This window comes from Lysinibacillus zambalensis (genome assembly GCF_040183165.1).
In the GTDB taxonomy this organism is placed as follows: domain Bacteria; phylum Bacillota; class Bacilli; order Bacillales_A; family Planococcaceae; genus Lysinibacillus; species Lysinibacillus zambalensis.
The window spans coordinates 44,920-68,342 of the sequence record NZ_JBEGDG010000010.1; the positions used below are offsets into that span (position 1 = coordinate 44,920).

Here is a 23,423-nt window from a genome sequence, read left to right on the forward strand (position 1 = left end):
CTATGAATAATACCGCTATCCGCGCATTTGGCATTGCACTTTTTCTTATCGGAGCATTGCTAGCTTTAGCAGTTCGTTTTGATCTCAATATCGGTCTTCCGACGAAAGCTTCCAACAACACAGAAAATGTAGAGGAGCTGCAAAAAAAGCTTGATCAGGCAAATAAAGAAATTGCATTGTTAAAGGAACAAGTTAAACAAGAGCCGAAGGAAAACACACAGAAGACAGATGCACCTAAAACAACTGCTAAAGATAAAGATGAATCGGCGTCTCAAGGAAATGTTACCACTATGACACTTCAAATTTATGGCGGTATGGAACCATATACTGTAGCGCAAAAGCTTGAAGATGGTGGCGTCATCGAAAATAGTGTTGAAATGGAACTTTTACTTGCTAATCCTAAATACGCTCGAAGCTTACAAATCGGTGCCTACGATGTCAATTCTTCAATGTCATTAGAGGAAATTGCGAAATTGATTACAGGGAAAAAGCAATAATATAACCATCCTAATTATAAAAATGGCTGTCACCAAAAATCACAACTTCTGATTTTTGATGGCAGCCTGTTTTATTTCGTTTAAGAAATTTGTTCTATAAAGGTTTGCATCATTATGCTACCCTCTTGTGTTCCAATTGATTCTGGATGAAATTGTAGCCCATAAAGTGGGTACTCCTTATGTTGAATCGCCATTATTTCACCATCACCACTAGACTTTGCTAAAATATTAAAATCATCATGTAACGTACTTGGCTCAATGACGAGGGAATGATAGCGCATTACTTCTATTTTACCGTCCAACTGAGCAAATAAACCTGTTTTTTCGTATTGAATCGTCGATAATTTTCCATGCATTATATTTTTAGCTCGAACGATACTACTCCCAAAAGCCTGCCCTATCGATTGGTGTCCAAGGCAAATGCCTAAAATCGGAAATTTCGTATAAAGTTCTTTGACAACATCTACTGTTATTCCAGCATCTATCGGCTTACCTGGTCCAGGAGATAAAATAATAGCTTCTGGTTGCATTTTCTTAATTTCTTCGATTGTCACTTCATCATTACGTACTACTTTAACTTCTTTCCCAAGCATACTTATTTGCTGAAATAAATTATATGTGAATGAATCATAATTATCGATTAGTAAAATCATTGTTTTACCTCCAATAGTGCACGAGCTTTATTTAGTGTTTCCTCGTATTCTGACAAAGGCACTGAATCATACACAATACCGGCCCCTGCCTGAACATGCGCACGATAATCCTTGATGATCATTGTCCGAATGGCTAGCGCTAAATCCATATCACCTGTAGTGGAAATATAACCTACTGCGCCAGCGTAGACACCACGCTTCACTGGCTCTAGCTCATTGATTAGCTGCATAGCGCGAATTTTCGGCGCACCTGATACTGTACCAGCAGGGAGGCAAGCTCTAAGAACATCCAAAACATGTACATCCTCACGTAATTCACCGATAACCTCCGATACAATATGCATAACATGTTTATAACGCTCAATATTCATATATTTTATAAGCTTCACTGAACCGACTTTAGCAATACGCCCCAGATCATTACGACCTAAATCTACAAGCATACGATGTTCAGCAATTTCTTTTTCATCATTTAATAACACTTCCGCAATAGCGTTATCCTGCTCCACCGTTTTTCCTCTAGGCTTCGTTCCTGCTATTGGATTTGTCGTGACCTTTCGATCCTTCACCTTAACGAGACTTTCAGGAGATGTCCCTAAAATCGTATACGTACCAAAATCCATATAGAACATATATGGTGACGGGTTAGAAGTACGTAACTGACGATATAAAGCAAAAGGATTCCCTGTATATGGTGAAGTGAAGCGTTGTGATAAGACTATTTGAAAAATGTCACCCTTACGAATATGCTGCTTAGCCCGATCAACCATTGCTACAAAATCTTCTTTGGCAATCATTGGTCTGAAATTAAGCTCTCCAAACGTCATGGCATCAAATGTTGTTCCTGCATGAAGCTGCTTCTGCATTGTAGAAATTGCCAACTCCATCGATTCAAGAGAACGCCCTTCATTAAATAAATCGATTGCTGCTAATGTAACCTCTTGCTTTAAATGATCAAAAACAATAAATGTATCATAAAAAAAGACATGAACATCGGGCATTTCTAGATCATCCTGCAAGTATTCACCTATTTTTTCTGTATAAAATGCTGTTTCGTAACCAAAGAACCCGATTGCTCCTCCAAAAAAGGCGAAAGGGTATTTTGTCTTATGAAATGGCATAACTTGCTGTAATTTTAGCAATACATTGTCATTCGATTTTTCTGTTTCTCCTTCTTTTGTAAAAGAGTAACCATCCCTATCTCCAATCAGTTCTGCAACTGGGTTGACGGCGATAAACGAGTAACGCCCGCTTTCTTCATGCTTGGCTGACGATTCGAAAAGCATTTTTTGCTTCCCTTCAAGTGATTGATAAACGGAAATTGGCGTCATCATATCACCCTGTAATGCCTTCACGGCAAACTTTCTAAGCTCAACTGTCATCCTCTTTCTCTCCTTCTCTATGCTCTGCTCTTCTACACCAAAATCTAATAATTATGCACTGGCGTTTTGACACTGTCGTTCGTTAGCATTTCGCTTTCGTTTAACTAAACATTGTGTCAGGAATTTGAACTGTATAACATGGTTCAGTTCCACCAAAACATATAAAAAGGCCTTTCCATCACAAAAGGACGGAAAAGCCGTGGTGCCACCTTCATTGGTCTTAATCAATTATGCCCCGGCATAATTACATTCAGCTGATGCTTGGGTAGCCGCTGAAAGATTTAAAGACCCTCTCTATGCCCTATAACGTAGGCAGACGCTAATCCATACTTTATTCAGGATTAGAGCTCCGAAGTCCATTCGCCAAGTTTTTGTACTAGTTTCCACCGACCACTAGCTCTCTATAACAAATAATAATGGCTACTACTCTTCATCAAAGCTGATTATATATACATTCATTGTAAAACATGAAAACTAACAATTCAAATTATTTTTATTGCTAATCCATTCCTCTTCAGCCGGATTAGCTACTTTAATATTTAGTTCTTGAAAGATTTGACGAATAGCAAACAAAATATCTTGTCGCACATTTAACATTACCGCCGTATCATTTGTTGCCACAAAGAATCGTACAAGGACTCGATAGGAAGTTGGATAAAACTCATCTATAAATACATGAATCATATCTTTTTCTGTTTGAGCATGCAAATAAATTTCCTTTTGAATGGCACTTAAAGCACTGCGTAATGTTTCTTCTTCATTTTCCGCAGCTACAAATAAAAATTGCTCACATTTTCGTTTCTCCCTTTTTGATAAATTATAGATTGGTCGATTTACTAAATAAGAGTTAGGTACATAAACAAGCCCTTTATCACCTGTTTGAATTAATGTACTTCGAAGATTAATATCCTCAATTGTTCCTTCAATTTTTTGGTCCTCTGTTGCTACCCAATCACCAATTTGAAACGGATTATCTAATGCGACTGACATCCCACCAAAAACATGGGCTAGTGTATCTCGAATACCGAAGGCAATCGCTACACCCGTTAAACCAATCCCCGTTAAAAAGCCATTCAAGTTAAAATCCCAAAATGAAGCAATCGTAAACATTGCCAATATCATGATAAGTACTTTTCCTATACGAAGAAAAAATGGTAATAGGACATTCGGTTCTTCATCATTATTCAATGTTAGTGGCTGCTTGGTATAAAAATGTAATACATCATATACGCCTTTAAAGGGAAAAAAAACAATAATGGACAAAACAAAATTCTTTGTCACTGCATTTGTAAATAAATTTTCTTTTAATAATATTGTTAAGCTGAGTACAATCACTGCAAACATGAAAGCATAGCGAATTGCTTTATTAAATTGCGCGAGCACTGTTGCCTGAAAGTTACGCTGACGATTTTTCAAAAATATAACAGTGCGATTAATCATTTTCTTTATAACAAAATGCTGAAACAGCCAACCAACAATACAAAGAGCGATGGCAATAATAACGTCCATCCATGTTGGTGCTGTAATGTTAGGTAATAACCACTTCAATGAATCCATATCATTCTCCTCTAACTACTATGTATATTCAAAATAAATGCGCTATTGCGCTCGTTTACATCCGACAAGTGCTGGAGAGCCCGAAGCAAAAGGAAACGCTCCATCACTTTTGCCCGAGGGATCGAAACGACCTCGAGGATGTAACACTTTAGCCTTGACGCCGACTATGCTTAGGTTATCCAAGGTAAAAAATCTCTAGTTTCCTTTACCACAAAAAAAGAGGCCAATCAACACTACGATCAGCTCCTTTTTATTGAATAGCGTCATCCGCAAAAAAAGCCTTGTTGGCGAACCAAAATTGCTGCTCGTTAAAATTATGTTCATGCATAGCGATAACCGAAAATTCAGCATGGTACTTACGCTTCATTTCCTCAAGTAAAGCTTTCGCTTGTTTTCCAACGAGATGCTGTCCATCGATTGGTGTACCTTCTGTAAAAATGATAATATCCGCTTCTGTACAATGCTGATTTTCTTGAAGCAAGCCTTTTACAAAATGAAGTACTGGCAGAATGGCAGCTTCTCCCTTTGCCTTATATTCAATAAAACCCTTAAAATCTGATAAATTTAAATGACCGTTTTCGAATCGATAATGCACATGAATTTGACAGTCATATGGAACGATATATAAATCGCGCTGTTCACGGTGCGCGTTCATAAATAACGGTAAAATTATACTTTTACAAAGTTCAGAATATGCAGCCATTCCTGTTGTTTGTTCAAGACAGATAATAATTGGACCTGTTTCTTCTTTGTATTCTTCAAAAGGAACATATAGGATATTTCCTTTTTTTATTGTTTGACGACTTAGTTTTTGACGCCTAGCTATCTGCCACTTTCGCTCATTATACAAGCGTTGCTCTTTTCCATTGGTCAATCGTTCGGCTTTCTCAATAGCTGGTATAAGTTCGCAAATTTCACGCATGATATCTGCCAATTCAAGTGCAAATGCTGCCATATTTCGTAATGTTTCACTCTTGTAAAAATAGTCAATAAAAAAACTTTGTTCTTTGTCACTTAATTCCTCAAGATGTAAGTTTTCATATAGAAAACGTAAAAAGTCTCGTTGTTCTGGTGTGAATTCCAGATCAAATTTCTCTATGAGTGATTCTACAGCGTCTTTCACGAAACAGCACCACCTCAGTACATTTTTTCGGATAATGTCTATAGTATAACCAAAATAATTTTTTGACAATACAATAAAGCATACAGTATTTTGACGCTATTTTTAATAAAATGTTGCTGTTACTTAGTATTAATAAAATACGGCTCTTCAGCAAGGAGAAGGGTTAATTTCACTTAGTATGTATCTTCTAGCATGACAGTAATTTTAGTAATAAAATAAAACTTCAGCATTTTTTCATGTGCGAAAATGAAGCATCAATAGCATTGGTTATATGTGCAAAAGTGGGGTGTTAACAAAGTGGCTCGACACTGGCTCACAGGAGAATTAGTAGCACAAAATCACCCTATACCATATTTACAAAAAATCCCCTTAAGCGTTTGTTTTTCAACACTATGAAAAAAAGAGCCTATAATTGGCTCTCCGGTTACTAATTATTTAATTCATAATGTTTACCTTTGACTAAGTAGAATAAATGTTCAGCAATATTTGTTGCATGGTCAGCTGAGCGCTCTAAATATCGGCAAACGAATGTTAGGTGTGTGATTTGAGAAATATGTGCTGGATTTTCAGCTCCGGCACGTAGCAATAGCGTTACTGTCGCTCCATATAAATCATCAACATAATCATCTAGCTCAGCAATTTCCTTGGCATGAGAAGTATCTTCCTCTGTAAAAGCTTTAATAATACTTTCGAGCATTTCTACAGTCTTATTACACATCGTTTGCAAATTTGTTGTAGGAAAGACTAGGGGCTCTTTTCCTATACGAATCGTTTCTTTTGCAATATTAACTGCATAGTCCCCTACTCTTTCCATATCAGATGCCGCTTTGACAAGCACCATGAGACGTCGTAAATCAGTAGCTACTGGCTGCTGCTTCGCAATCATTAAAATAACATGATCATTGATTTCTTCTTCAAGACGATTGATGATTAAATCGTCCTCAAGAATTTTTAAAGATGTCTCTAAATCCTGATTTAATAATGCTTCAAATGCTAATTTAAGAGCGTTGACACTTTTATTAGCAATCTCAATAAATTGTTCTTGGACTTCTTTTAATTCCTGTTCAAAACGTTCACGCACTACCATTTACTGCTCCTCCTTAGCCGAATCGACCTGAAATATAATCTTCAGTACGTTGATCTGCTGGTGTTTGGAAGATAACGTCTGTTTTATCGTATTCAACAACCTCTCCACTTAGGAAAAATGCTGTACGATCGGAAATACGCGCTGCTTGTTGCATATTATGTGTCACAATAATAATTGAATAATCTTTTTTCAGCTCTTGTACAAGCTCCTCGACTTTTAATGTAGAAATCGGATCAAGTGCGGATGTTGGCTCATCCATTAAAATAACATCTGGTTCAATCGCTAAACAACGCGCAATACAGATTCGTTGTTGCTGTCCGCCTGAAAGGCCATATGCATTTTGATTTAAGCGATCCTTTACTTCATCCCAAATTGCCGCACCTCGTAAAGACTTTTCGACAATCTCATCAAGAATCTTCTTATTTTTAATGCCATGAATACGTGGACCATATGCAATATTATCGTAGATAGACTTTGGGAATGGATTTGGCTTCTGGAATACCATACCTACTCGGGTACGTAATTCTTCGACCGTATAGCTTTTATCTAAAATATTGCGCTCACGATAAACTATTTCCCCTGATGTTCGAACACTCGGTACAAGCTCTACCATTCGATTTAAAGTTTTTAAATAAGTAGATTTCCCACAGCCAGAAGGTCCAATTATAGCTGTTACTTCATTTTCATAGATGCTTAAGTTGATGTCTTTTAAACCATGATGATCCCCATACCACAAATTCAAATTACGTGTATCGTATACTATTTTTTTAGCAAAATCAGCAGATGGCTTTGTAGCCGTATGAACGGATTTGACAATTGATTTTTCCTCTTTAATACCCAGTACCATAAGGTCACCTCATTAATAACGTTTTTGGAATTTATTTCGAATAAAGATGGCAATAGAGTTCATCAGTAACAGCACTGTCATAAGGACTAAAATACCGGCTGCCGCTACATATTGAAATGCCTCTTGCGGACGTTTTGCCCAATCGTATATTTGCATTGGCAAAGCTGTGAATTGACTTAATAACCCGTTAGGTAAAAATTGTAAAATAACTGGAATACCTATAACTACTAGTGGTGCTGTTTCACCAATCGCACGAGACATTGCTAATATACTTCCCGTTAAAATCCCTGGAATAGCTGCTGGTAGCACAACATTCACGATTGTTTGCCATTTTGTCGCACCCATACCATAAGAAGCTTCTCGTTGTTCATTAGGTACTGCACGAATCGCCTCCTGCGCGGCAACAATGATCACTGGCAAAATTAACAAACTCATTGTTAAGCCGGCAGCTAAAACACTTTTTCCTAGTCCCAGCATTCGAACAAAAATTGTTAACCCAAGTAAACCAAAAACAATGGAAGGAACACCTGCTAAGTTCGAGATATTCATACGAATAAAATCATTTAATCTATTTTTCTTTGCATACTCCTCTAAATAAATCGCAGTCCCTACACCTAATAGTATCGATACTGGAGCGACGACTGCCATCAGCCAAAGTGAGCCTATTAAAGCTGCCTTAACGCCCGCTTTATCTGCAAAACGTGAAGCAAAATTTGTTAGAAAATCGATGGATAAATAGTCAACACCTTGTGTTACTATGCGGTAAAGCAAAATAACAAGCGTCACTAAAGCAAAGGTTGTTGCTAAGAAGAAAAATGACTTCCAAACTTTATTGAATGTAATACGCTTTGTCATTCGTTTCATGACGACCGTGTCATCCATATAGCGCATGCTAGTAAACCTCCCTGAAGCGTTTCGAAATATAGTGGGCTAGTAAATTCATCACTAAAGTAAAGATAAATAATGTAAATCCGACTGAATAAATAGAATAATAAATTGTCGTACCATAACCAGCGTCTCCGGTTGCAACTTGCACAATATACGCAGTCATCGTTTGAATAGAATCTGTCACATTTAAATCGAATTTAGGCGTTGATCCACCTGCTAGCGACACAATCATAGTTTCTCCAATTGCCCGGGAAATGGCGAGAACAACTGAAGCGACAATGCCTGATAATGCTGCAGGTAATACTACTTTTATAGCTACTTCAAACTTTGTTGCTCCAAGAGCTAAAGCACCTTCACGCATACTATTTGGGACCGATGACATCGCATCCTCAGAAAGTGACGTAATCATTGGCAAAATCATAATCCCTACAACAATCCCTGGACTAAGTGCATTAAAAAGTTTTAATCCTGGAATAATTTGCTGTAACATCGGCGTTACAAATGTTAATGCAAAGAAGCCATAAACGATTGTTGGTACACCCGCTAACACTTCTAAAATAGGCTTAACTGTACGTCTTACTTTTTCACTTGCATATTCACTTAAATAAATGGCTGAAGCTATGCCAAACGGAACTGCTACGGCAACTGCAATAAGTGTGACTTTCAATGTTCCAGCGATTAAAGGTAATATCCCAAATAACGGTTCCTTTCCTGAAAACGGTAGCCACTGTGTACCAAATAGGAAATCCGTAATCGAAACACGTTTAAAGAATTCAAACGTTTCAAAAATAAGGGTGAAAACAATGCCAAATGTCGTCAATATTGAGATAAGAGCTGCAGAAAATAATAGTGCTGGCATTGCTTTTTCCACTATTTTCTTCGTTTTTTGATTGCGCGAATTTGCAATTAATTGCTGCACAGATGATGTCTTGTTTTCTTTTTGAGAAACCATTGGGTGCTCCTTTCAAATAAGAGAGGGAAAGAGCATACATCTCTTTCCCTCTATGCATGTCTACTTATTTTAAGCCTTCTAATGTTTTTAAAGCTTCACTATATTTATCTTCTGGTAGACTGACATAACCTACTGCTTCTGCCATATCTCCTGCATTTTCAAGTGTAAATTTGACGAAATCGTATGCTGCTTCGTTATCTTTCATCGCGCTATTTTTCACATAGACAAATAATGGTCGTGAAAGCGGTTCGTATTCACCAGATTCAATTGATTCATTTGTTGGCTCAACACCATTTATATTTACAATGCCTAATTTATCTTTATTTTCTAGGTAATAAGCGTAGCCAAAGAAGCCGATTGCGTTTTTGTCACCTGCTACACCTTGAACTAGCATGTTATCATCCTCTGATAATGTTGCTGATTTTGCTAGATCAGCGCCGTCTAAAATGACTTCATCAAAATAATCGTACGTCCCTGAGTCAGTACCAGGTGAGTAGTAGACTATTTTTTCATTTGGCCACGATGGATCGATATCAGACCATTTTTTCTCTTTCCCATCCTCAACCCAAATTTTCTTTAATTGGTCTACTGTTAAATCCTTTGCCCAATCATTTTCAGGATTCACGACTACTGATAAACCATCATATGCTACAGGAAGCTCTGTAAAAGCAATTCCTGCTTTCTCTAGTTTTGCTTTCTCTTCATCTTTTACTGGACGAGATGCATTTGAAAAGTCTGTCTCACCTGCGATGAATTTTTCAAAGCCACCACCAGTACCCGAAACACCTACCGATACTTTGACATTCGGTTGAGTCCCTGCATATTCTTCAACAACTGCTTCAATAATAGGTGCGACTGTTGATGAACCATCTCCAGATACAGCCCCTTGCAGTTTTTCATCTGCAGCGTCTTGTCCTGAGCTCGCTGGTGCGTTTGTTTCTGCATTGTTACCTTTTTGTGCAGAGTCGCTACCACATGCGCCAAGCATTAATGCTGACCCCATTACCGCTGTCATCGTTAAGTACTTCCACTTTTTCATCTCATTTGCCCCCGTCATTAACATTTTATAGTTGTTTGTCTTACAATCTTTACTATAATGACTAATTGTTGAAGTCGTATAAACAGTTCGTAAAAGAGATGTAAAGGAATGTAATGTTTTGTAAATGATTGTAAAGACGGATTTACAATTGACTTATTTGTGCTGTCGTTATAGATAAATTGCCACGGTATGGGACCTACTTAGACTGGGTTCCTCTATTTACTTAGGTGCTTGCTCCCCTCTGAAAGGAACCACAGCTGCATGAAACTCACTACCTTCAGAGGTAGGAGCATTCTTCAAAGTGAGGATAAACTTGCGTCCTTATGGAAAGATGCTATAATAAGCAATTGTGTCAGGAAATAATCTAAGAGGAGTTTGACTTTGTGATTAAACATGCAAAAGTACAAAATGCCAATTACTTTAAAACATATTTAACACTTATTATGGATCATCGGGAATATACTCTACAGGAAGCCGTTGATTTTATGGTAGAGTCTTATTTTTGTAATAATATAGAGCTTTATGGAATAAAACCGAAACAACAATTTGAAATAGCTATTCAACAATTATCTGTACAATAAGTCTTCCATTGGAGAATAAATAAACCACGGTATGAAAATATGATTTTTTCATACCGTGGTTTTTTCGCGGGGATTCAATAATACTCTGAAACTGTAAAAAAACCGCTAGGCACTGAAATGCACTAGCGGTTTTCTCTTATTTTTGCTCATCTTCACCAATTTTGTCTTGTGTAATAGCAGGTAAAATTGGTTGTTTTACATTACTATCTGTCACTTTTTCAGTGTTATATTTTGCTTTTAACTCAAAATATTTATCTACAGCTCTTCTTGCAATCTCATTATTAGCCGAAAAAGGTTGTCTAGGGTTTGTTGAAGCCCAAGGAATAACTACGGCATAGGCAATTTCAGGATTCTCATAAGGGGCAAAGCCTACATGTGTATAAGTAAGTGAATACTGACCCCTATACTGTCGTAAATCCCCGTAATACATTACTTCAGCTGTTCCTGTTTTTCCTGCAGCTGTATATGGTGCATTTGCAAAATATCTTTTTGCTGTACCATTTGCGCCTGTATAAACACGACGTAACCCTTGTTTTACATAGTTAATTTCATCTGATGAGTTATTAATCTGATTTAAAACTGTTGGTCCTATTTCTGTTACTAATTGGCCTAGCGATTGCCCATCAGTTGATGGTTCACGTACCTCCTTCACAACATGTGGCTGAATGCGATAGCCACCATTTGCAATTGTCGAGATATACTGTGCCAATTGTAACGGTGTATACGTATCATACTGTCCAATGGCTAAGTCGAGTGCTTTACCCCCATAGGTTGGACCAGTCGGACCTTGTACCCCACTAACTTCATTTGGTAAATCAATTCCTGTTTTTACACCTAATCCGAATTGTGCATAAGAATTACGCATTTTTGGGAATGTATCGTCATTTAAACGAAGTGGCATCCCATAGCTATATGGTGTTCCGTTAATAAGTAAAGCTGTTTTAAACATATAAACGTTAGAAGATTGCTCCAAGGCTCTTAAACCATCCATTGAAATATAGCCGGACTGATTAAAAACTGATTTTTTTGGTTTAGTACCAGCTAACGTGATTGGTTCATCTCCTAATATAGTACTTGGTGTTATTACTCCTTGGCTATAACCAGTTAGCAATGTTGCTGCCTTAACTGCAGAACCTGCCTCATAAGCTGTTGTAAACGTTCCATACGAATAATCAACGACTTCATTCTTACCTGTTTCAGGATTTTTTTCGATTTTTTTACCATTCATTGATATAACATCGCCTGTATTTGGGTCCATCATAACTAAAAAGGCACGATCAAGTAAAGCTGAAGCTCCTTGTGATTTTGCTTTAAGCAATTCTTCCTCAACAATTTTGTCAATTTCAGCTGTTAACTCGCTATCCAGTGTTAAGACTAAATCATTACCAGGTTTACCCTCATAAGTCGTAACGGTATCGACTACTTGCCCTTTTTTATTCGTAATATTTTTAACAACGGTTTTTTGTCCTTGCAGTAAATCTTCATATTGCGCTTCAATATAACTTTCACCAACACGGTCATTTCGTGAATAATCTCGAGCTAAATAATAATTCAGCTTTTCTTTCGGAATCCCTTTTGCTGGTACGGTTGTGCGTCCTAAAATAGCGAGTGATGATAATTTCAAACGCTTCCAGTCCGTTGTTGTGTTAACACCTGGTAGTTCAGTTAAACGCTCAGAGACAATTGCAAATTCACTATCTGATACATTTTCACTCTTAATAATTTGCGGTGATAAATTGTAGCCTGATACCATCTCTCGGAAAATTGCTAATACTTCCATATCCTTGTCTGTCAGTTGTAATAATTCTTCGTTTGTAATTCGTTCACGAACAAGTTTATCTATCTCTCCATTGATTTGACTTGTCGAAATATTTTCTTGGGCTCTAATTTTCTTTTCTTCTGCATCTGTTACTTTTTCATAGGCAGCGTCATGATTTTTAATAATCCAAAAATCCTGCTTATCACGTAAAGTGACACGGTTTATAGGCTGCTCAATCAATTGTGCCAGCTTTTCCGCTATTTCCAGCATTTCTTCAGTTGTCGTCGTCGGCATTTTCGTATACGTAATAGCATTTTCTGGTTGGTTATCCACTAAAATACGTCCGTATCGATCATACATACGTCCCCTTGGCACACTTGTATTAACAGGTACCTCTTCTTTACGCTCTAATTCGCGTACATAATCTTCCCCTTTTACAATCTGCATATAGCCAAGCCTAAAAATTAGCAACGAAAATACGATAAATATAGCAAAGAAAAGGACATTCATACGAAATGTTAAATTAGAGTGATGTTTTGCTTTAACATTCGTCGCGCGGTTTTTTCCCGGTGCTTTGCGCATATGTATTCCCCTCCTCATCTAATTACAATTTAAATACACGATACTTAGTATACCATTCGAAGGTACGTCAGGAAAGCATGTACTTGTGAATTTATGTTTGAAAACATCATTTATTTTGACGGCATTTTAAGATGAAAAGTTTCTGTTTTTTATTGATTACTTGAAAAATGTTTTTACATAAATTATTGGGAGGGTGAGGCACAATATAAAACTTCTTCAAACAGTTTTGATGAACGCCCCTTTCAATTAACCGACTGGCTGCCAATTTTTTAGCGAGCGTATTGGAACATCCCCAACCAGTATAGAACCTAAAAAACAGCAAAAAAGGCTATGTCTCGGTGATACAACACCGTAGCATAGCCTTTTAACTAAATAGAGATTATTTTGCAGCTTGGAATTTAGCTTCTACTACATCCCAGTTTACTACGTTCCAGAATGCGCCGATGTAATCTGGACGACGGTTTTGGTAGTTTAAGTAGTAAGCATGCTCCCAAACGTCTAAACCTAGGACTGGCTTTTTACCTTCCATAACTGGAGAGTCTTGGTTTGGAGTAGATGTAACAGCAACTGAGTCACCATCAACGATTAACCAAGCCCAACCTGAACCGAAGCGAGTTGTAGCAGCTTTTGCAAACTCTTCTTTGAATGCATCGAAAGAACCGAATTTAGCATCGATTGCTTTTGCTACTTCGCCAACTGGAGTGTTTGAACCGCCTGGAGCGATTACTTCCCAGAATAATGTATGGTTAGCATGTCCGCCACCATTGTTACGAACAGCAGTTTGTTTGTCAGCTGGAAGAGCATCCATGTTTGCGATAAGTTCGTTAATGTCTTTTTCAGCAAATTCAGTGCCTTCTACTGCTGCGTTTAAGTTTGTTACATAAGTATTGTGGTGTTTTGAATGGTGAATTTCCATTGTTTTTGCATCGATATGTGGTTCTAATGCGTCATAAGCGTAAGTTAATTGTGGTAATACATAAGCCATTGTTAAGTTCCTCCTAAAGTAAAGAAATAATTAATACATTCTTAGATTATCAAAATTGGTCAAACCATTCAATGAAAAATACTTCAAATTAAAGATTTCAGCCTTTTGACTGAAAAGCCAATACGATTACTATCCTAACCTGTTTCTTTAATTGTTAAACGTCTTAGGGAAGAAAATCATATCGCTATAAAGAACACAACAATCATGACGATTTGAATCACAGCTTTTGCAAGTGTCGATGTTAAGAAGCCAACGAGAGAGCCAACACCGCTTTTTATAGCCTCTCCAAATGTACGACGCTCTACCATTAACTCTGCAATTACCGCTCCTAAAAATGGACCTACTATTATTCCTAGAACCGGAATGACGAACGGGCCAATCAATAAACCAATAGTACTGCCCCACATACCTGCAGTGGAGCCACCGAATTTCTTAATACCAAAGGCATTTGCTACAGAATCAGCAACAAATAATATGACAACAAAAATAATTTCACTCGCCCAGAACAACCAGCTTAACTCTGCAAATGAAAAAAATAATCCATATACTAAAAAACCACCAAGTAAAAAAAGCACCCCTGGAATGATTGGGTATACCAATCCAACAAATGAAATGATAAAGCAGGCAATCACTAATATCCAGCCTACAACTTCCATAAAAAACCTCCCCTTTTGTCGTGCATCCAGTTAGATAATTAGAAGTCCTGATTTCCTCTATGCGCGATAGAGTTGGGCTGTTTCCTCGTAACTAATAAAGGCATAGATAGCTCATTCTCAACAAAGAAATCCTCAAATTTCTATTTAACCTGCCGGATTGCGCAGTGCCTTTCATACGGATTTACTAAGCTGAAGGTTTCATTTATCTTCATTCAGCAGATGTATTTGTATCGTAAGTGCAACGTCAGTTACAAATGTTTTTGTAGCGAAAGTAATGTGGCAGCTACATATGATTCCCACCTATAGATGGGGATACGGGTCCTATTTCAGTGGGTGTCCAAACACCTACTGAAATAGAGGAACTCAGTCTAAGAACGCCACATCCTGTGGCGACGACTGAATGACCAACATCGTGTTGGCCTCCGGCGGATGTCATGTCTTTTGAAAGGAATGAATTGTGCGGGCACAATTCAAAATCCAGAAGCATTGTTTATCTGTGCGAAAGCGAAGCGACAGCAACAATTACGCCAGAGCGAAATTGATCTAATTTCTAATTCCTAAAATAGAGTCAGCTATATTTACAGCATGATCTCCTATTCGCTCTAAATTGCTAACGATATCCGTATAGACGATTCCCGCAGCTCCATTACACTCATTTGTATTTAAGCGTGCAATATGCTTTTGTCTAAGCTTATCTTCCATATCATCTATCAAACTTTCGAGCTCTGTTACTTCCTGCGCCAAGCTCAAACTAGCTGTATCCAGTGCCGCAATGCTCTTTCGTACAGCTTCAATCGCTAAGCTAAACATCCCTATTAAATCTTGTCGTGCTGACTTACTTAAAGTTACCTCATGATGATCTTTATATTGTAAAAGCTCTAAAATATTTTCAAAATGATCGCCAATACGCTCAATGTCCCGTACATTTGTTAGAAGTGTATGGTGTCTTACTGAGTCTGCGCGAGAAAGTGGCTGCTTAGACACCATTACTAAATAATTTGTAATTTCCTTGTCTAAATGATTGAGCGCTACTTCTAGTTGTAAAACTGTAGGAATATAAGTAGCCTCACCTGTTTTCATATATAAAAATGTTTCTTCTAAACCACGAAGCGCGTGCTCCCCCATACGTAGTACTTCCTCCTTTGCTTGCCCAAGTGCAATCGCTGGAGAGGAATCGATGAATGACGGATCTAAATGTTTCGTTGTCACATCAATATTGCCATCACGCCCAGGCACTATCTTCGTGACAAGTGCAGCCAATCCTCCGATAAATGGCAGCTGGATCATCATATTAATAATGTTGAATGAGCCATGCGCTATCGCTATTTGCATTTTCGGCTCTAAATGGAATAGCCCACTAATCCATAGAACGTACTGCATAAAAGGTGTAAAGAACAACATGAAAATGATTGTACCTATAATATTAAATAACACATGTGCCGCTGCCGCACGTTTAGCATATATAGAAGCACCTATTGAAGCTAATACTGCTGTAACAGTCGTGCCTATATTTTCACCAAATAAAATAGGTAGAGCACTATCTAAGCCAATTAAATGCTCAGCGTATAAGCCCTGTAGCACACCAACAGTCGCTGTTGAGCTTTGAACAAGCAATGTAAAAATTGCGCCTAGAAAAATTCCTACAACGGGCAGATTGCTTAGCTGAAGCGTTAATGATTTAAAATCAGCTAATTGATGTAGTGACTGCATGCTTGCACTCATTAACTCTAATCCTAAAAATAATCCTCCGAAGCCAAATAATATTTGTCCGATATACTGAAAGGTAGCTTTCTTAAAGAAAAATAACATCCCTGCACCAATCGCTAATAACGGATAAAAATAAATGCCGATATTTATACCAATAATAAATGCAGTAATTGTCGTGCCAATATTAGCTCCCATAATGACACCGATTGCTTGTCGTAATGTTAAAAACCCTGCACTCACTAGCCCAACCGTAATCACCGTCGTTGCAGAGCTCGACTGGATACAAATCGTTACAACTATACCCACTAACACGCCCATTAGAGGATTTGTTGTAAATCGATTCAACCATTCACGCAGTCGATCATCTGCCGATTTTTGGAGCCCATCCCCCATGAATTTAATGGAAAATAAAAAGACTCCTAAACCGCCTAAAAATTGAAATAGTATACTTTGCCAATCTATTGTCAATTGTATTCGCTCCAATTCCTACATCTCTACTACCCTATTCATAATCTTTAAATGATAATAAAGAAAAAGTAAAGATAACCTTTAACTTCTTTACACAATATTAACATTTCAATAAATCATCACCAAAACGTGTGGTTGATTTCCGTTCCGACTGGGCGCTTTCCGCTGTCACTTCGCTTTCGCATAGTTAAAACATTTGCCGCTGACGCTTCGCTTTCGCGCAGTTAAAACATTTGCCGCTGACGCTTCGCTTTCGCGCAGTTAAAACATTTGCCGCTGACGCTTCGCTTTCGCACAGTTAAAACATTTGTTGCTGTCGCTACGCTTTCGCACAGAGCAAAGCTTCCTGGAGTCACCCAGTCAGAACGAAGATCAACTTATTTACATAGTATATGTTTTAACAAAAGTCATCCACAACTTTCGGTGATGAACCATTTCAATATCGTACTCTCAGTTATTATTTCTATTTTCATATCTTGTCAAAGTTGAACATGGTAAAATAGCGATTGGAGGAGATATGTTTATGAAACACTCACAACTATTTATCGATAGCTTAATTCATCCAAAAAAACTTGCTGCCTATCGTTTATTACCTATCGGGAAAGTCATTCAATATACTTTTCTGTTAATTACTGTTGTTACAGTATACTCTTTTGGTCGTTTCACGGCTGGTATGTCTGTTGATACATTTGATATGAATAGTTTAAATGGAATAACTGAATACATAGAAGATGTTAAATGGGTTTTATACCCCGTGACAATCATCATGCTTTTTGTTTTTACAACGATGCTTATTTTTGCACAAATTGCTCTCTACGCCTTTGCGGGTCTGCTGATTTTGAATGTCATGAAGCGTCGCGGAGAATACCGTCACATTTGGCGTACGACAACATTTGCCATGACTTGGGCAACTCTACTAAGTATGCTATCAGATTATCTACCAATCAACAGTACGATTATCTCTGCTTTTTCTGTACTTTTAACAGTAACTCTACTTATCGTAGCCATCACAAAATACCCAAAACAACCAATTACAAAATAATGTGCATGATTCCCCTCTCTGCTAAATATAGTGTAGAAAAGGAGGGGATTTTTTGCGTGCTTTAGTGTTAACCGCTATCATTATTATTTTTGCTTTTGTTATAAAAGTAGATTTAACTGAAGGATCATTACAACTTGCTGCCTTTTCTCAGAAAAAAACAGAAAACGCCCTGTGTGAGAAGGAGCGAGAGCCAAATTATATCACTGTACAGACTATTCAAGGCGATAGCATTCACAGTTTATTTGCACTACATCCTGCAAAAGTACCCATGACCTTTCCTGAACGTTTACAGCTTTTTTATGAATTGAATCCACACTTACAATTACAGGCTCCTGTTCCTGGTGAAAAAATTAAGCTTCCGCTATCATTTGAAATTGAAAATAAATGCGGAAAATGAAAAGTTAGCGTTTCTTCCTTGTCCTTATTTTCTTACACTGCTAAAATAAATGTCAGTGACGGTCGAAAGTATGGCCCGAAAAGGAGAGAAATTTAATGAGTGAAATTTGTCACCGTACAAATACACGTCCCGTACGTGTCGGTAACTTAACAATAGGTGGTAGTAATGAATTATTCATTCAAAGTATGTGTACAACAAAAACACATGATGTCGAAGCAACAGTAGCTGAAATTCTTCGTCTTGAGGAAGCTGGTTGTCAAATTGTTCGTGTCGCAGTACCAGATGAGCGTGCAGCTGATGCGATTGCAGATATTAAAAAACGTATCAATATTCCATTAGTAGCTGATATTCACTTTGACTATAAATTAGCATTAAAAGCAATTGAAAATGGTATCGATAAAGTTCGTATTAACCCAGGTAATATTGGGCGTAAGGAAAAAGTAGAGGCTGTTGTTAATGCGGCAAAAGCAAAAGGTATTCCTATCCGTATTGGGGTAAACGCTGGTTCATTAGAGCGTCATATTTTAGAAAAATACGGTTACCCTACTGCAGACGGTATGGTAGAATCCGCACTTCACCATATTAAAATTTTGGAAGACTTGGACTTCCACGACATTATCGTATCTATGAAGGCATCAGATGTAAATCTAGCAATTGAAGCCTATGAAAAAGCAGCTAAAGCCTTTGATTACCCTCTACACTTAGGTATTACTGAATCAGGTACATTATTTGCTGGTACAGTAAAATCAGCGGCTGGCCTTGGTGCAATTTTATCAAAAGGTATTGGTAATACATTACGTATTTCACTATCTGCAGACCCTGTTGAAGAAGTAAAAGTAGCACGTGAGCTATTAAAATCATTTGGTCTTGCTTCTAATATGGCAACCCTTATTTCTTGCCCAACATGTGGTCGTATCGAAATTGATTTAATTTCAATTGCCAATGAAGTAGAAGAATATATTTCTAAACTTAATGTACCGTTAAAAGTAGCTGTGCTTGGTTGTGCGGTAAACGGTCCTGGTGAAGCACGTGAAGCCGACATCGGTATTGCTGGTGCTCGTGGCGAAGGTTTACTATTTATGAAGGGTAAAACAGTTCGTAAAGTGCCTGAAGAAACAATGGTAGAAGAGTTGAAAAAAGAAATCGATAAACTAGCTGCTGAAATGGCAGAAAAACGCGCAGCTGAAGAAGCAGAAAAAGCGAACGCCTAAGGAGGTGCTAGCATGAAAAAGCCCCGCTTTGGGATTGATATCGATGGAACAGTAACATGTCCAAGTACACTAATCCCACATATTAATAAACAATATAAAGTTAACATTACGCTTGACGATGTGTGCGAATATGATTTTTTATCAGCATTTCCACATCCCGTTGATCGTGTAGCATTTAATACATGGTTTAAAGAAAATGAGCCGTTTATGTACGAAGTATCTGAAGCAGCTAAAGATGCAAAAGATATTTTAAACACATGGAAAGAAAACTACGAACTTTTTTACATTTCTGCTCGTGGTGAGAATGTATCAGATGTAACGGTAAATTGGTTTAAATCACAGTCTATTCCATACGACCATATTGAGCTGATTGGCAGTCACGATAAGATTTCCGCAGCGAAAAAGTATGGCGTTGAGGCATTTTTTGAGGATAAGCATGATAATGCGGTTATGCTTGCGGAGGAATTAAAAATACCTGTCGTATTATTTGACACTCCATATAACCGCCTTGCTGTTCCGGACAATGTCGTACGCGTTTATAATTGGCAAGAAGCCAACCAATTCATCACAAACTATTTTAAATAAATCAATTATGCCTCGGCATAATTGCGTCCGGAATCGGCTTTGTGCTTAGGCCTGCACTATGCAGGTCAGTTAGCCGTTATCGCATGGATGCGATGATCTTAGGGGCTAACATCCTATATTAAGATTTCCGTGACATCCGCCGGAGGCTTTAACTTCTTTCAGTGGATGTTTGAAAAGTAACGAATAATCGCATTCAACTCAACCACTATTGAAGTGGTAGACTTCTTCTGAAATAAGTTAAAAGGGTCGTGTTCTTGCATTGAACACGACTCTTCTTCTTTTATATCACAAGTATCCCCCGTAACCAACGCTCTACAAAATTTTCAAAGGTAATGCCATAATTTTCATAAACAGCATGATACACGAAATAAGTTCCTAATCTCTCAAGTAATTCATCATTAATCTTCATCACAAACCGCTCCCTTTCGTTGATTTATTCACCGAATTTTCAGATATCTAAACTTCCAATTTCTCGCACATTCTAGTGGAGGTTGCATCGTTGCAAAACCGTCACAATCTCCAGCTTTCATGCCCTTTTTTCATAGTTTTCTTTTCGTTACTATAGTAGTATCAACTTGCAATACTGGAGGGACTACATGTGAGATGGATGACAAAGGTAACTTGTATAACATGTCTTTGCGCGCTGCTAGATGGATGTAGTGATCGATTATCTGATGTTAAAGAAGCGGTTTCAGGCATCAATTCAGCAGCCGAAACTGCAGCCAGTGCAGTTGGTCGTGATGTACATGCTATACGAGCAATTGCCATTGACTATAAAGATACATCCTTTACAGTTAATGACCTATTTAAAACTATTTTACGTGACGTGCGCTGGGATTATGACGCTGAAAAAAGTGAGCTTCATGTGAGAGGCACATGGTTGGCACCACTATTTTCTGAGCAACCATGGGATGATGCAATGAAAAAACAACTAGCAGAAACAGGTGTAGTAAAGGTTACGTGCACTATTAAGAATGATAAAATTGATAGCGCTCGCACAAATGTAACACTTATTTTCAATGACAAAACAATTGTAGAAATGGCTGGTGAAGATGCACTTCAACACCTATATGATACATATTTACAAAAAGAAACTCCGTAGCTTTTAAGAAATAATTTTGTCTCTTCGGCAAAACGCGGGGTTGATTTCCGTTCCGACTGGGCGCTTTGTTGCTGCCGTTTCGCTTTCGCTACAGAAAACATTTGTTGCTGCCGCTACGCTTTCGCACAGTTAAAACATTTGTTGCTGCCGCTTCGCCACGAAGCGAAGCGGAGGAAGCGGCTCGGCGCTCGCCCACAGGAAGCTCTGCTCTTCGCGAAAGCGAAGCGGCAGCGATAAAGCGAGTAGCCTGGAACGGAAATCAACCCTCGCACTGCCGAAGTGCCGTATTTTGTATAACATGACTATTTCATTAACTTATTAGTTTTTCAAGAACATATAACTTTTCTAACATTTAGTCGTTAGAAAAGTTTTTTTATGTTCATGATATTAATAATCCTCCCGGTAAGAAATCTTACAATTTAGAAATATTAGGCTCTTCTATTTGAAAACGACGATACGAGCAAGTTATAATAAAGTATCACGTGATGGTTTGGAGGTGTTTATATTGGGACAGAGAAATTAAAAATTGGCGAGCTTGCAGAAAAAACTGGCATTACAAAAAGAACAATCGATTATTATACAAACATCGGCTTATTAAAGGCTGAACGTTCTGCATCCAATTATCGCTACTATGCCCCTACAATGATTGAACGACTTCACTATATTGAACAACGCAAACAGCAAGGTCTTTCACTCATAGAAATACAACATGAACTAAACATCACTCCTTACGAAGAAATCGATGTACAGATGCTACGTGTAAAAATGCAGGACTTAGAGCAGGATGTAACTACTCTACTTGAACAAATAAACAAACAAGACAATAAAGATATCGAAAAGATTAAAAAAAATGTTTCCCCCGAAAGTATTGCACTCATGCAATCTTTACTTTTACTTATTCATAATTAGGAGGTGACGTTCTGTTCATACAGAACGACTATTTGGAGACCATACTCAACTTATCGATTTTCACCATTTTATTAGCTTTAACTGGGTTTTTCGTGGCAACAGAGTTTGCCATTGTAAAAGTACGTGCCTCAAGGCTTGATCAATTAATTGCAGAGGGCAATAAAAAAGCCATTTCTGCAAAGTATGTTGTCAATCATTTAGACGAGTACTTATCTGCCTGTCAGCTTGGTATAACTGTAACAGCACTTGGTATCGGGATGGTCGGTGAAAAAACCTTTGAATTTATATTACATCCTCTTTTTGATTTGGTTGGTATTTCAGATAAATATATGACGATTTTTACAATCGGTAGTGCCTTTGCCATTGCAACATTTTTACATGTTGTTGTCGGGGAGTTGGCACCAAAAACTGCTGCCATTCAAAAGGCTGAAGCGATTACACTTCTTTTTGCCAAACCTATTATGATATTTTATAAAATGATGTATCCCTTTATTTGGTTCTTGAACGGCTCAGCACGAGTATTAGTTGGTATATTTGGTATGAAGCCTGCTTCTGAGCACGAGCTATCACATACAGAGGAAGAAATACGATTACTGCTATCTGAAAGCTTTAAAAATGGTGAAATCAATAAAACAGAGCTAAAATTTGTGAATAATGTCTTTGAATTTGATGAGCGTATTGCTCGTGAAATTATGGTTCCTCGAACAGAAATTGCTGGAATTGAAAAAAATGAATCTTTTACAAACATGATTCATTTCATCGCAGCTGAAAAATATACTCGTTACCCTATTTATGATGGTGATCGTGATAATATTTTAGGATTCATCAATGCCAAGGAGTTATTTACACACGGTTTGCTTGAGCAACTTACAGACGATTCATTAATCCTTGAAGATTTCATTAACCCTGTTATACGAGTAATTGAAACGATCCCTATTCAGGAGTTACTTGTGCGTATGCAAAAAGAGCGCATTCATATGGCCATTTTAATGGATGAATATGGCGGGACATCTGGGCTTGTAACAGTCGAGGATATTTTAGAAGAAATTGTAGGTGAGATTCGCGATGAGTTCGACGATGATGAAATTGCAGAAATCCGAAAAGTAAATGACAATCACTATATATTAAACGCAAAAATGCTTATTGAAGATGTTGAAAAACTATTAAAAGTAACGCTTGAAGCAGAAGAAGTTGAAACATTGGGTGGTTGGTTTTTAACAGTGAACAACGGCATTAAAGCAACTAAAAACATTGAATTAACCCCATATATATTTAGCATATATGAGCAGCAAGGTCATCGTATTCATTACATCGAGGTTCGTCCCCTTCGCAATATTTTACCTACCGTATTAGAAGCGTAATACGGATAATACGATTTTATTAATAGTTTATAACAAATTTAGCTATAGAATTA

General features: G+C 37.6%; 23 protein-coding genes and 1 other annotated feature. Of the genes, 9 read left to right on the plus strand and 14 right to left on the minus strand.

The genetic code is table 11. The annotated features are described in order from the left end of the window. The first annotated feature begins 2 nt into the window (after positions 1 to 2). Positions 3 to 497, plus strand: coding sequence for a hypothetical protein (locus ABNX05_RS14275; protein ID WP_349660323.1), 495 nt, complete (start codon positions 3 to 5; stop codon positions 495 to 497). A gap of 80 nt (positions 498 to 577) precedes the next feature. Here the strand turns inward: ABNX05_RS14275 and ABNX05_RS14280 are convergent, their stop codons facing one another. The 9 genes from ABNX05_RS14280 to ABNX05_RS14320 all read right to left on the minus strand — a co-directional run bounded on the left by ABNX05_RS14280 (position 578) and on the right by ABNX05_RS14320 (position 10,025). Beyond that, entirely contained in the window at positions 578 to 1,150 is a 573-nt protein-coding gene (locus tag ABNX05_RS14280; RefSeq protein ID WP_349660324.1) for an anthranilate synthase component II, read from the minus strand. Next, a complete protein-coding gene (gene trpE, locus ABNX05_RS14285; protein WP_349660325.1) occupies positions 1,147 to 2,532 on the minus strand; it encodes an anthranilate synthase component I in 1,386 nt (461 codons plus the stop codon). Before trpE ends, ABNX05_RS14280 begins: the two co-directional genes overlap by 4 nt. A 181-nt stretch (positions 2,533 to 2,713) precedes the next feature. Next, positions 2,714 to 2,978, minus strand: a binding site (T-box leader). Between the two features lie 28 nt (positions 2,979 to 3,006). Next, complete coding sequence (locus ABNX05_RS14290) at positions 3,007 to 4,089, minus strand: mechanosensitive ion channel family protein (RefSeq protein ID WP_349660326.1); 1,083 nt, start codon at positions 4,087 to 4,089, stop codon at positions 3,007 to 3,009. A 250-nt stretch (positions 4,090 to 4,339) separates the two neighbouring features. Then, positions 4,340 to 5,212, minus strand: a complete 873-nt coding sequence (locus ABNX05_RS14295) for a vWA domain-containing protein (RefSeq protein ID WP_349660327.1) — start codon at positions 5,210 to 5,212, stop codon at positions 4,340 to 4,342. Between the two features lie 427 nt (positions 5,213 to 5,639). Next, positions 5,640 to 6,299: a phosphate signaling complex protein PhoU gene (gene phoU / locus ABNX05_RS14300; RefSeq protein WP_349660328.1), complete on the minus strand. Its 660-nt coding sequence runs from the start codon at positions 6,297 to 6,299 to the stop codon at positions 5,640 to 5,642. A 13-nt stretch (positions 6,300 to 6,312) separates the two neighbouring features. Continuing rightward, entirely contained in the window at positions 6,313 to 7,146 is an 834-nt protein-coding gene (gene pstB, locus ABNX05_RS14305; protein ID WP_349660329.1) for a phosphate ABC transporter ATP-binding protein PstB, read from the minus strand. Between the two features lie 12 nt (positions 7,147 to 7,158). Beyond that, positions 7,159 to 8,037, minus strand: coding sequence for a phosphate ABC transporter permease PstA (pstA, locus tag ABNX05_RS14310; RefSeq protein ID WP_349660330.1), 879 nt, complete (start codon positions 8,035 to 8,037; stop codon positions 7,159 to 7,161). 1 nt (position 8,038) lies between these two features. Then, positions 8,039 to 8,986, minus strand: coding sequence for a phosphate ABC transporter permease subunit PstC (gene pstC / locus ABNX05_RS14315; protein ID WP_349660331.1), 948 nt, complete (start codon positions 8,984 to 8,986; stop codon positions 8,039 to 8,041). 64 nt (positions 8,987 to 9,050) lie between these two features. Further along, the gene (locus ABNX05_RS14320; protein ID WP_349660332.1) at positions 9,051 to 10,025 is read right to left on the minus strand and encodes a PstS family phosphate ABC transporter substrate-binding protein; all 975 of its coding nucleotides are present in this window, start codon (positions 10,023 to 10,025) and stop codon (positions 9,051 to 9,053) included. Positions 10,026 to 10,408: 383 nt separating this feature from the next. Here ABNX05_RS14320 and ABNX05_RS14325 point away from each other — a divergent pair, with 383 nt between their 5' ends. Next, positions 10,409 to 10,606 (plus strand): hypothetical protein, encoded by a 198-nt coding sequence (locus ABNX05_RS14325; protein WP_349660333.1) that lies wholly within the window; start codon positions 10,409 to 10,411, stop codon positions 10,604 to 10,606. A gap of 136 nt (positions 10,607 to 10,742) precedes the next feature. Here the strand turns inward: ABNX05_RS14325 and ABNX05_RS14330 are convergent, their stop codons facing one another. The 4 genes from ABNX05_RS14330 to ABNX05_RS14345 form a co-directional block, all read right to left on the minus strand. Continuing rightward, a complete protein-coding gene (locus ABNX05_RS14330) occupies positions 10,743 to 12,947 on the minus strand; it encodes a peptidoglycan D,D-transpeptidase FtsI family protein (protein WP_349660334.1) in 2,205 nt (734 codons plus the stop codon). A gap of 379 nt (positions 12,948 to 13,326) precedes the next feature. Continuing rightward, positions 13,327 to 13,932, minus strand: a complete 606-nt coding sequence (locus ABNX05_RS14335; protein ID WP_349660335.1) for a superoxide dismutase — start codon at positions 13,930 to 13,932, stop codon at positions 13,327 to 13,329. 176 nt (positions 13,933 to 14,108) lie between these two features. Then, the gene (locus ABNX05_RS14340; protein WP_349660336.1) at positions 14,109 to 14,588 is read right to left on the minus strand and encodes a DUF456 domain-containing protein; all 480 of its coding nucleotides are present in this window, start codon (positions 14,586 to 14,588) and stop codon (positions 14,109 to 14,111) included. 543 nt (positions 14,589 to 15,131) lie between these two features. Continuing rightward, a complete protein-coding gene (locus ABNX05_RS14345; RefSeq protein WP_349660337.1) occupies positions 15,132 to 16,763 on the minus strand; it encodes a Na/Pi cotransporter family protein in 1,632 nt (543 codons plus the stop codon). Between the two features lie 523 nt (positions 16,764 to 17,286). On the opposite strand from ABNX05_RS14345, the gene ABNX05_RS14350 reads away from it, so the two are divergent. From ABNX05_RS14350 to ABNX05_RS14365, 4 genes are all read left to right on the plus strand, one after another. Next, positions 17,287 to 17,805 (plus strand): DUF1189 family protein, encoded by a 519-nt coding sequence (locus tag ABNX05_RS14350; RefSeq protein ID WP_349660338.1) that lies wholly within the window; start codon positions 17,287 to 17,289, stop codon positions 17,803 to 17,805. A gap of 52 nt (positions 17,806 to 17,857) precedes the next feature. Then, positions 17,858 to 18,202: a hypothetical protein gene (locus tag ABNX05_RS14355; RefSeq protein ID WP_349660339.1), complete on the plus strand. Its 345-nt coding sequence runs from the start codon at positions 17,858 to 17,860 to the stop codon at positions 18,200 to 18,202. A 95-nt stretch (positions 18,203 to 18,297) separates the two neighbouring features. Continuing rightward, positions 18,298 to 19,413, plus strand: a complete 1,116-nt coding sequence (gene ispG / locus ABNX05_RS14360; protein WP_349660340.1) for a flavodoxin-dependent (E)-4-hydroxy-3-methylbut-2-enyl-diphosphate synthase — start codon at positions 18,298 to 18,300, stop codon at positions 19,411 to 19,413. 12 nt (positions 19,414 to 19,425) lie between these two features. After that, positions 19,426 to 19,998 carry a 5' nucleotidase, NT5C type gene (locus ABNX05_RS14365; RefSeq protein WP_349660341.1) on the plus strand — a complete coding sequence of 191 codons (573 nt, stop codon included), beginning with the start codon at positions 19,426 to 19,428 and terminating at the stop codon, positions 19,996 to 19,998. Between the two features lie 280 nt (positions 19,999 to 20,278). Here ABNX05_RS14365 and ABNX05_RS14370 read toward each other — a convergent pair whose 3' ends face one another. Further along, positions 20,279 to 20,407 carry a hypothetical protein gene (locus ABNX05_RS14370; protein WP_276207774.1) on the minus strand — a complete coding sequence of 43 codons (129 nt, stop codon included), beginning with the start codon at positions 20,405 to 20,407 and terminating at the stop codon, positions 20,279 to 20,281. Between the two features lie 198 nt (positions 20,408 to 20,605). On the opposite strand from ABNX05_RS14370, the gene ABNX05_RS14375 reads away from it, so the two are divergent. The 3 genes from ABNX05_RS14375 to ABNX05_RS14385 all read left to right on the plus strand — a co-directional run bounded on the left by ABNX05_RS14375 (position 20,606) and on the right by ABNX05_RS14385 (position 23,370). Beyond that, positions 20,606 to 21,100, plus strand: a complete 495-nt coding sequence (locus ABNX05_RS14375) for a hypothetical protein (protein ID WP_349660467.1) — start codon at positions 20,606 to 20,608, stop codon at positions 21,098 to 21,100. Between the two features lie 525 nt (positions 21,101 to 21,625). After that, the gene (locus ABNX05_RS14380; RefSeq protein WP_349660468.1) at positions 21,626 to 22,009 is read left to right on the plus strand and encodes a MerR family transcriptional regulator; all 384 of its coding nucleotides are present in this window, start codon (positions 21,626 to 21,628) and stop codon (positions 22,007 to 22,009) included. Positions 22,010 to 22,041: 32 nt separating this feature from the next. Beyond that, positions 22,042 to 23,370, plus strand: a complete 1,329-nt coding sequence (locus ABNX05_RS14385) for a hemolysin family protein (RefSeq protein WP_349660342.1) — start codon at positions 22,042 to 22,044, stop codon at positions 23,368 to 23,370. The last annotated feature ends 53 nt before the right edge of the window (positions 23,371 to 23,423 follow it).

Bases quoted from the DNA above. Each gene is read 5' to 3' on its own strand.
- ABNX05_RS14290 (WP_349660326.1), bottom strand. From the start codon at position 4,089: ATGGATTCATTGAAGTGGTTATTACCTAACATTACAGCACCAACATGG.
- pstB (WP_349660329.1), bottom strand. From the start codon at position 7,146: ATGGTACTGGGTATTAAAGAGGAAAAATCAATTGTCAAATCCGTTCAT.
- pstA (WP_349660330.1), bottom strand. From the start codon at position 8,037: ATGCGCTATATGGATGACACGGTCGTCATGAAACGAATGACAAAGCGT.
- ABNX05_RS14275 (WP_349660323.1), top strand. From the start codon at position 3: ATGAATAATACCGCTATCCGCGCATTTGGCATTGCACTTTTTCTTATC.
- trpE (WP_349660325.1), bottom strand. From the start codon at position 2,532: ATGACAGTTGAGCTTAGAAAGTTTGCCGTGAAGGCATTACAGGGTGAT.
- ABNX05_RS14350 (WP_349660338.1), top strand. From the start codon at position 17,287: ATGAAACACTCACAACTATTTATCGATAGCTTAATTCATCCAAAAAAA.
- ABNX05_RS14335 (WP_349660335.1), bottom strand. From the start codon at position 13,932: ATGGCTTATGTATTACCACAATTAACTTACGCTTATGACGCATTAGAA.
- ABNX05_RS14330 (WP_349660334.1), bottom strand. From the start codon at position 12,947: ATGCGCAAAGCACCGGGAAAAAACCGCGCGACGAATGTTAAAGCAAAA.
- ABNX05_RS14340 (WP_349660336.1), bottom strand. From the start codon at position 14,588: ATGGAAGTTGTAGGCTGGATATTAGTGATTGCCTGCTTTATCATTTCA.
- ABNX05_RS14365 (WP_349660341.1), top strand. From the start codon at position 19,426: ATGAAAAAGCCCCGCTTTGGGATTGATATCGATGGAACAGTAACATGT.
- ispG (WP_349660340.1), top strand. From the start codon at position 18,298: ATGAGTGAAATTTGTCACCGTACAAATACACGTCCCGTACGTGTCGGT.
- ABNX05_RS14370 (WP_276207774.1), bottom strand. From the start codon at position 20,407: ATGAAGATTAATGATGAATTACTTGAGAGATTAGGAACTTATTTCGTG.
- ABNX05_RS14280 (WP_349660324.1), bottom strand. From the start codon at position 1,150: ATGATTTTACTAATCGATAATTATGATTCATTCACATATAATTTATTT.
- pstC (WP_349660331.1), bottom strand. From the start codon at position 8,986: ATGGTTTCTCAAAAAGAAAACAAGACATCATCTGTGCAGCAATTAATT.
- phoU (WP_349660328.1), bottom strand. From the start codon at position 6,299: ATGGTAGTGCGTGAACGTTTTGAACAGGAATTAAAAGAAGTCCAAGAA.
- ABNX05_RS14375 (WP_349660467.1), top strand. From the start codon at position 20,606: ATGACAAAGGTAACTTGTATAACATGTCTTTGCGCGCTGCTAGATGGA.
- ABNX05_RS14320 (WP_349660332.1), bottom strand. From the start codon at position 10,025: ATGAAAAAGTGGAAGTACTTAACGATGACAGCGGTAATGGGGTCAGCA.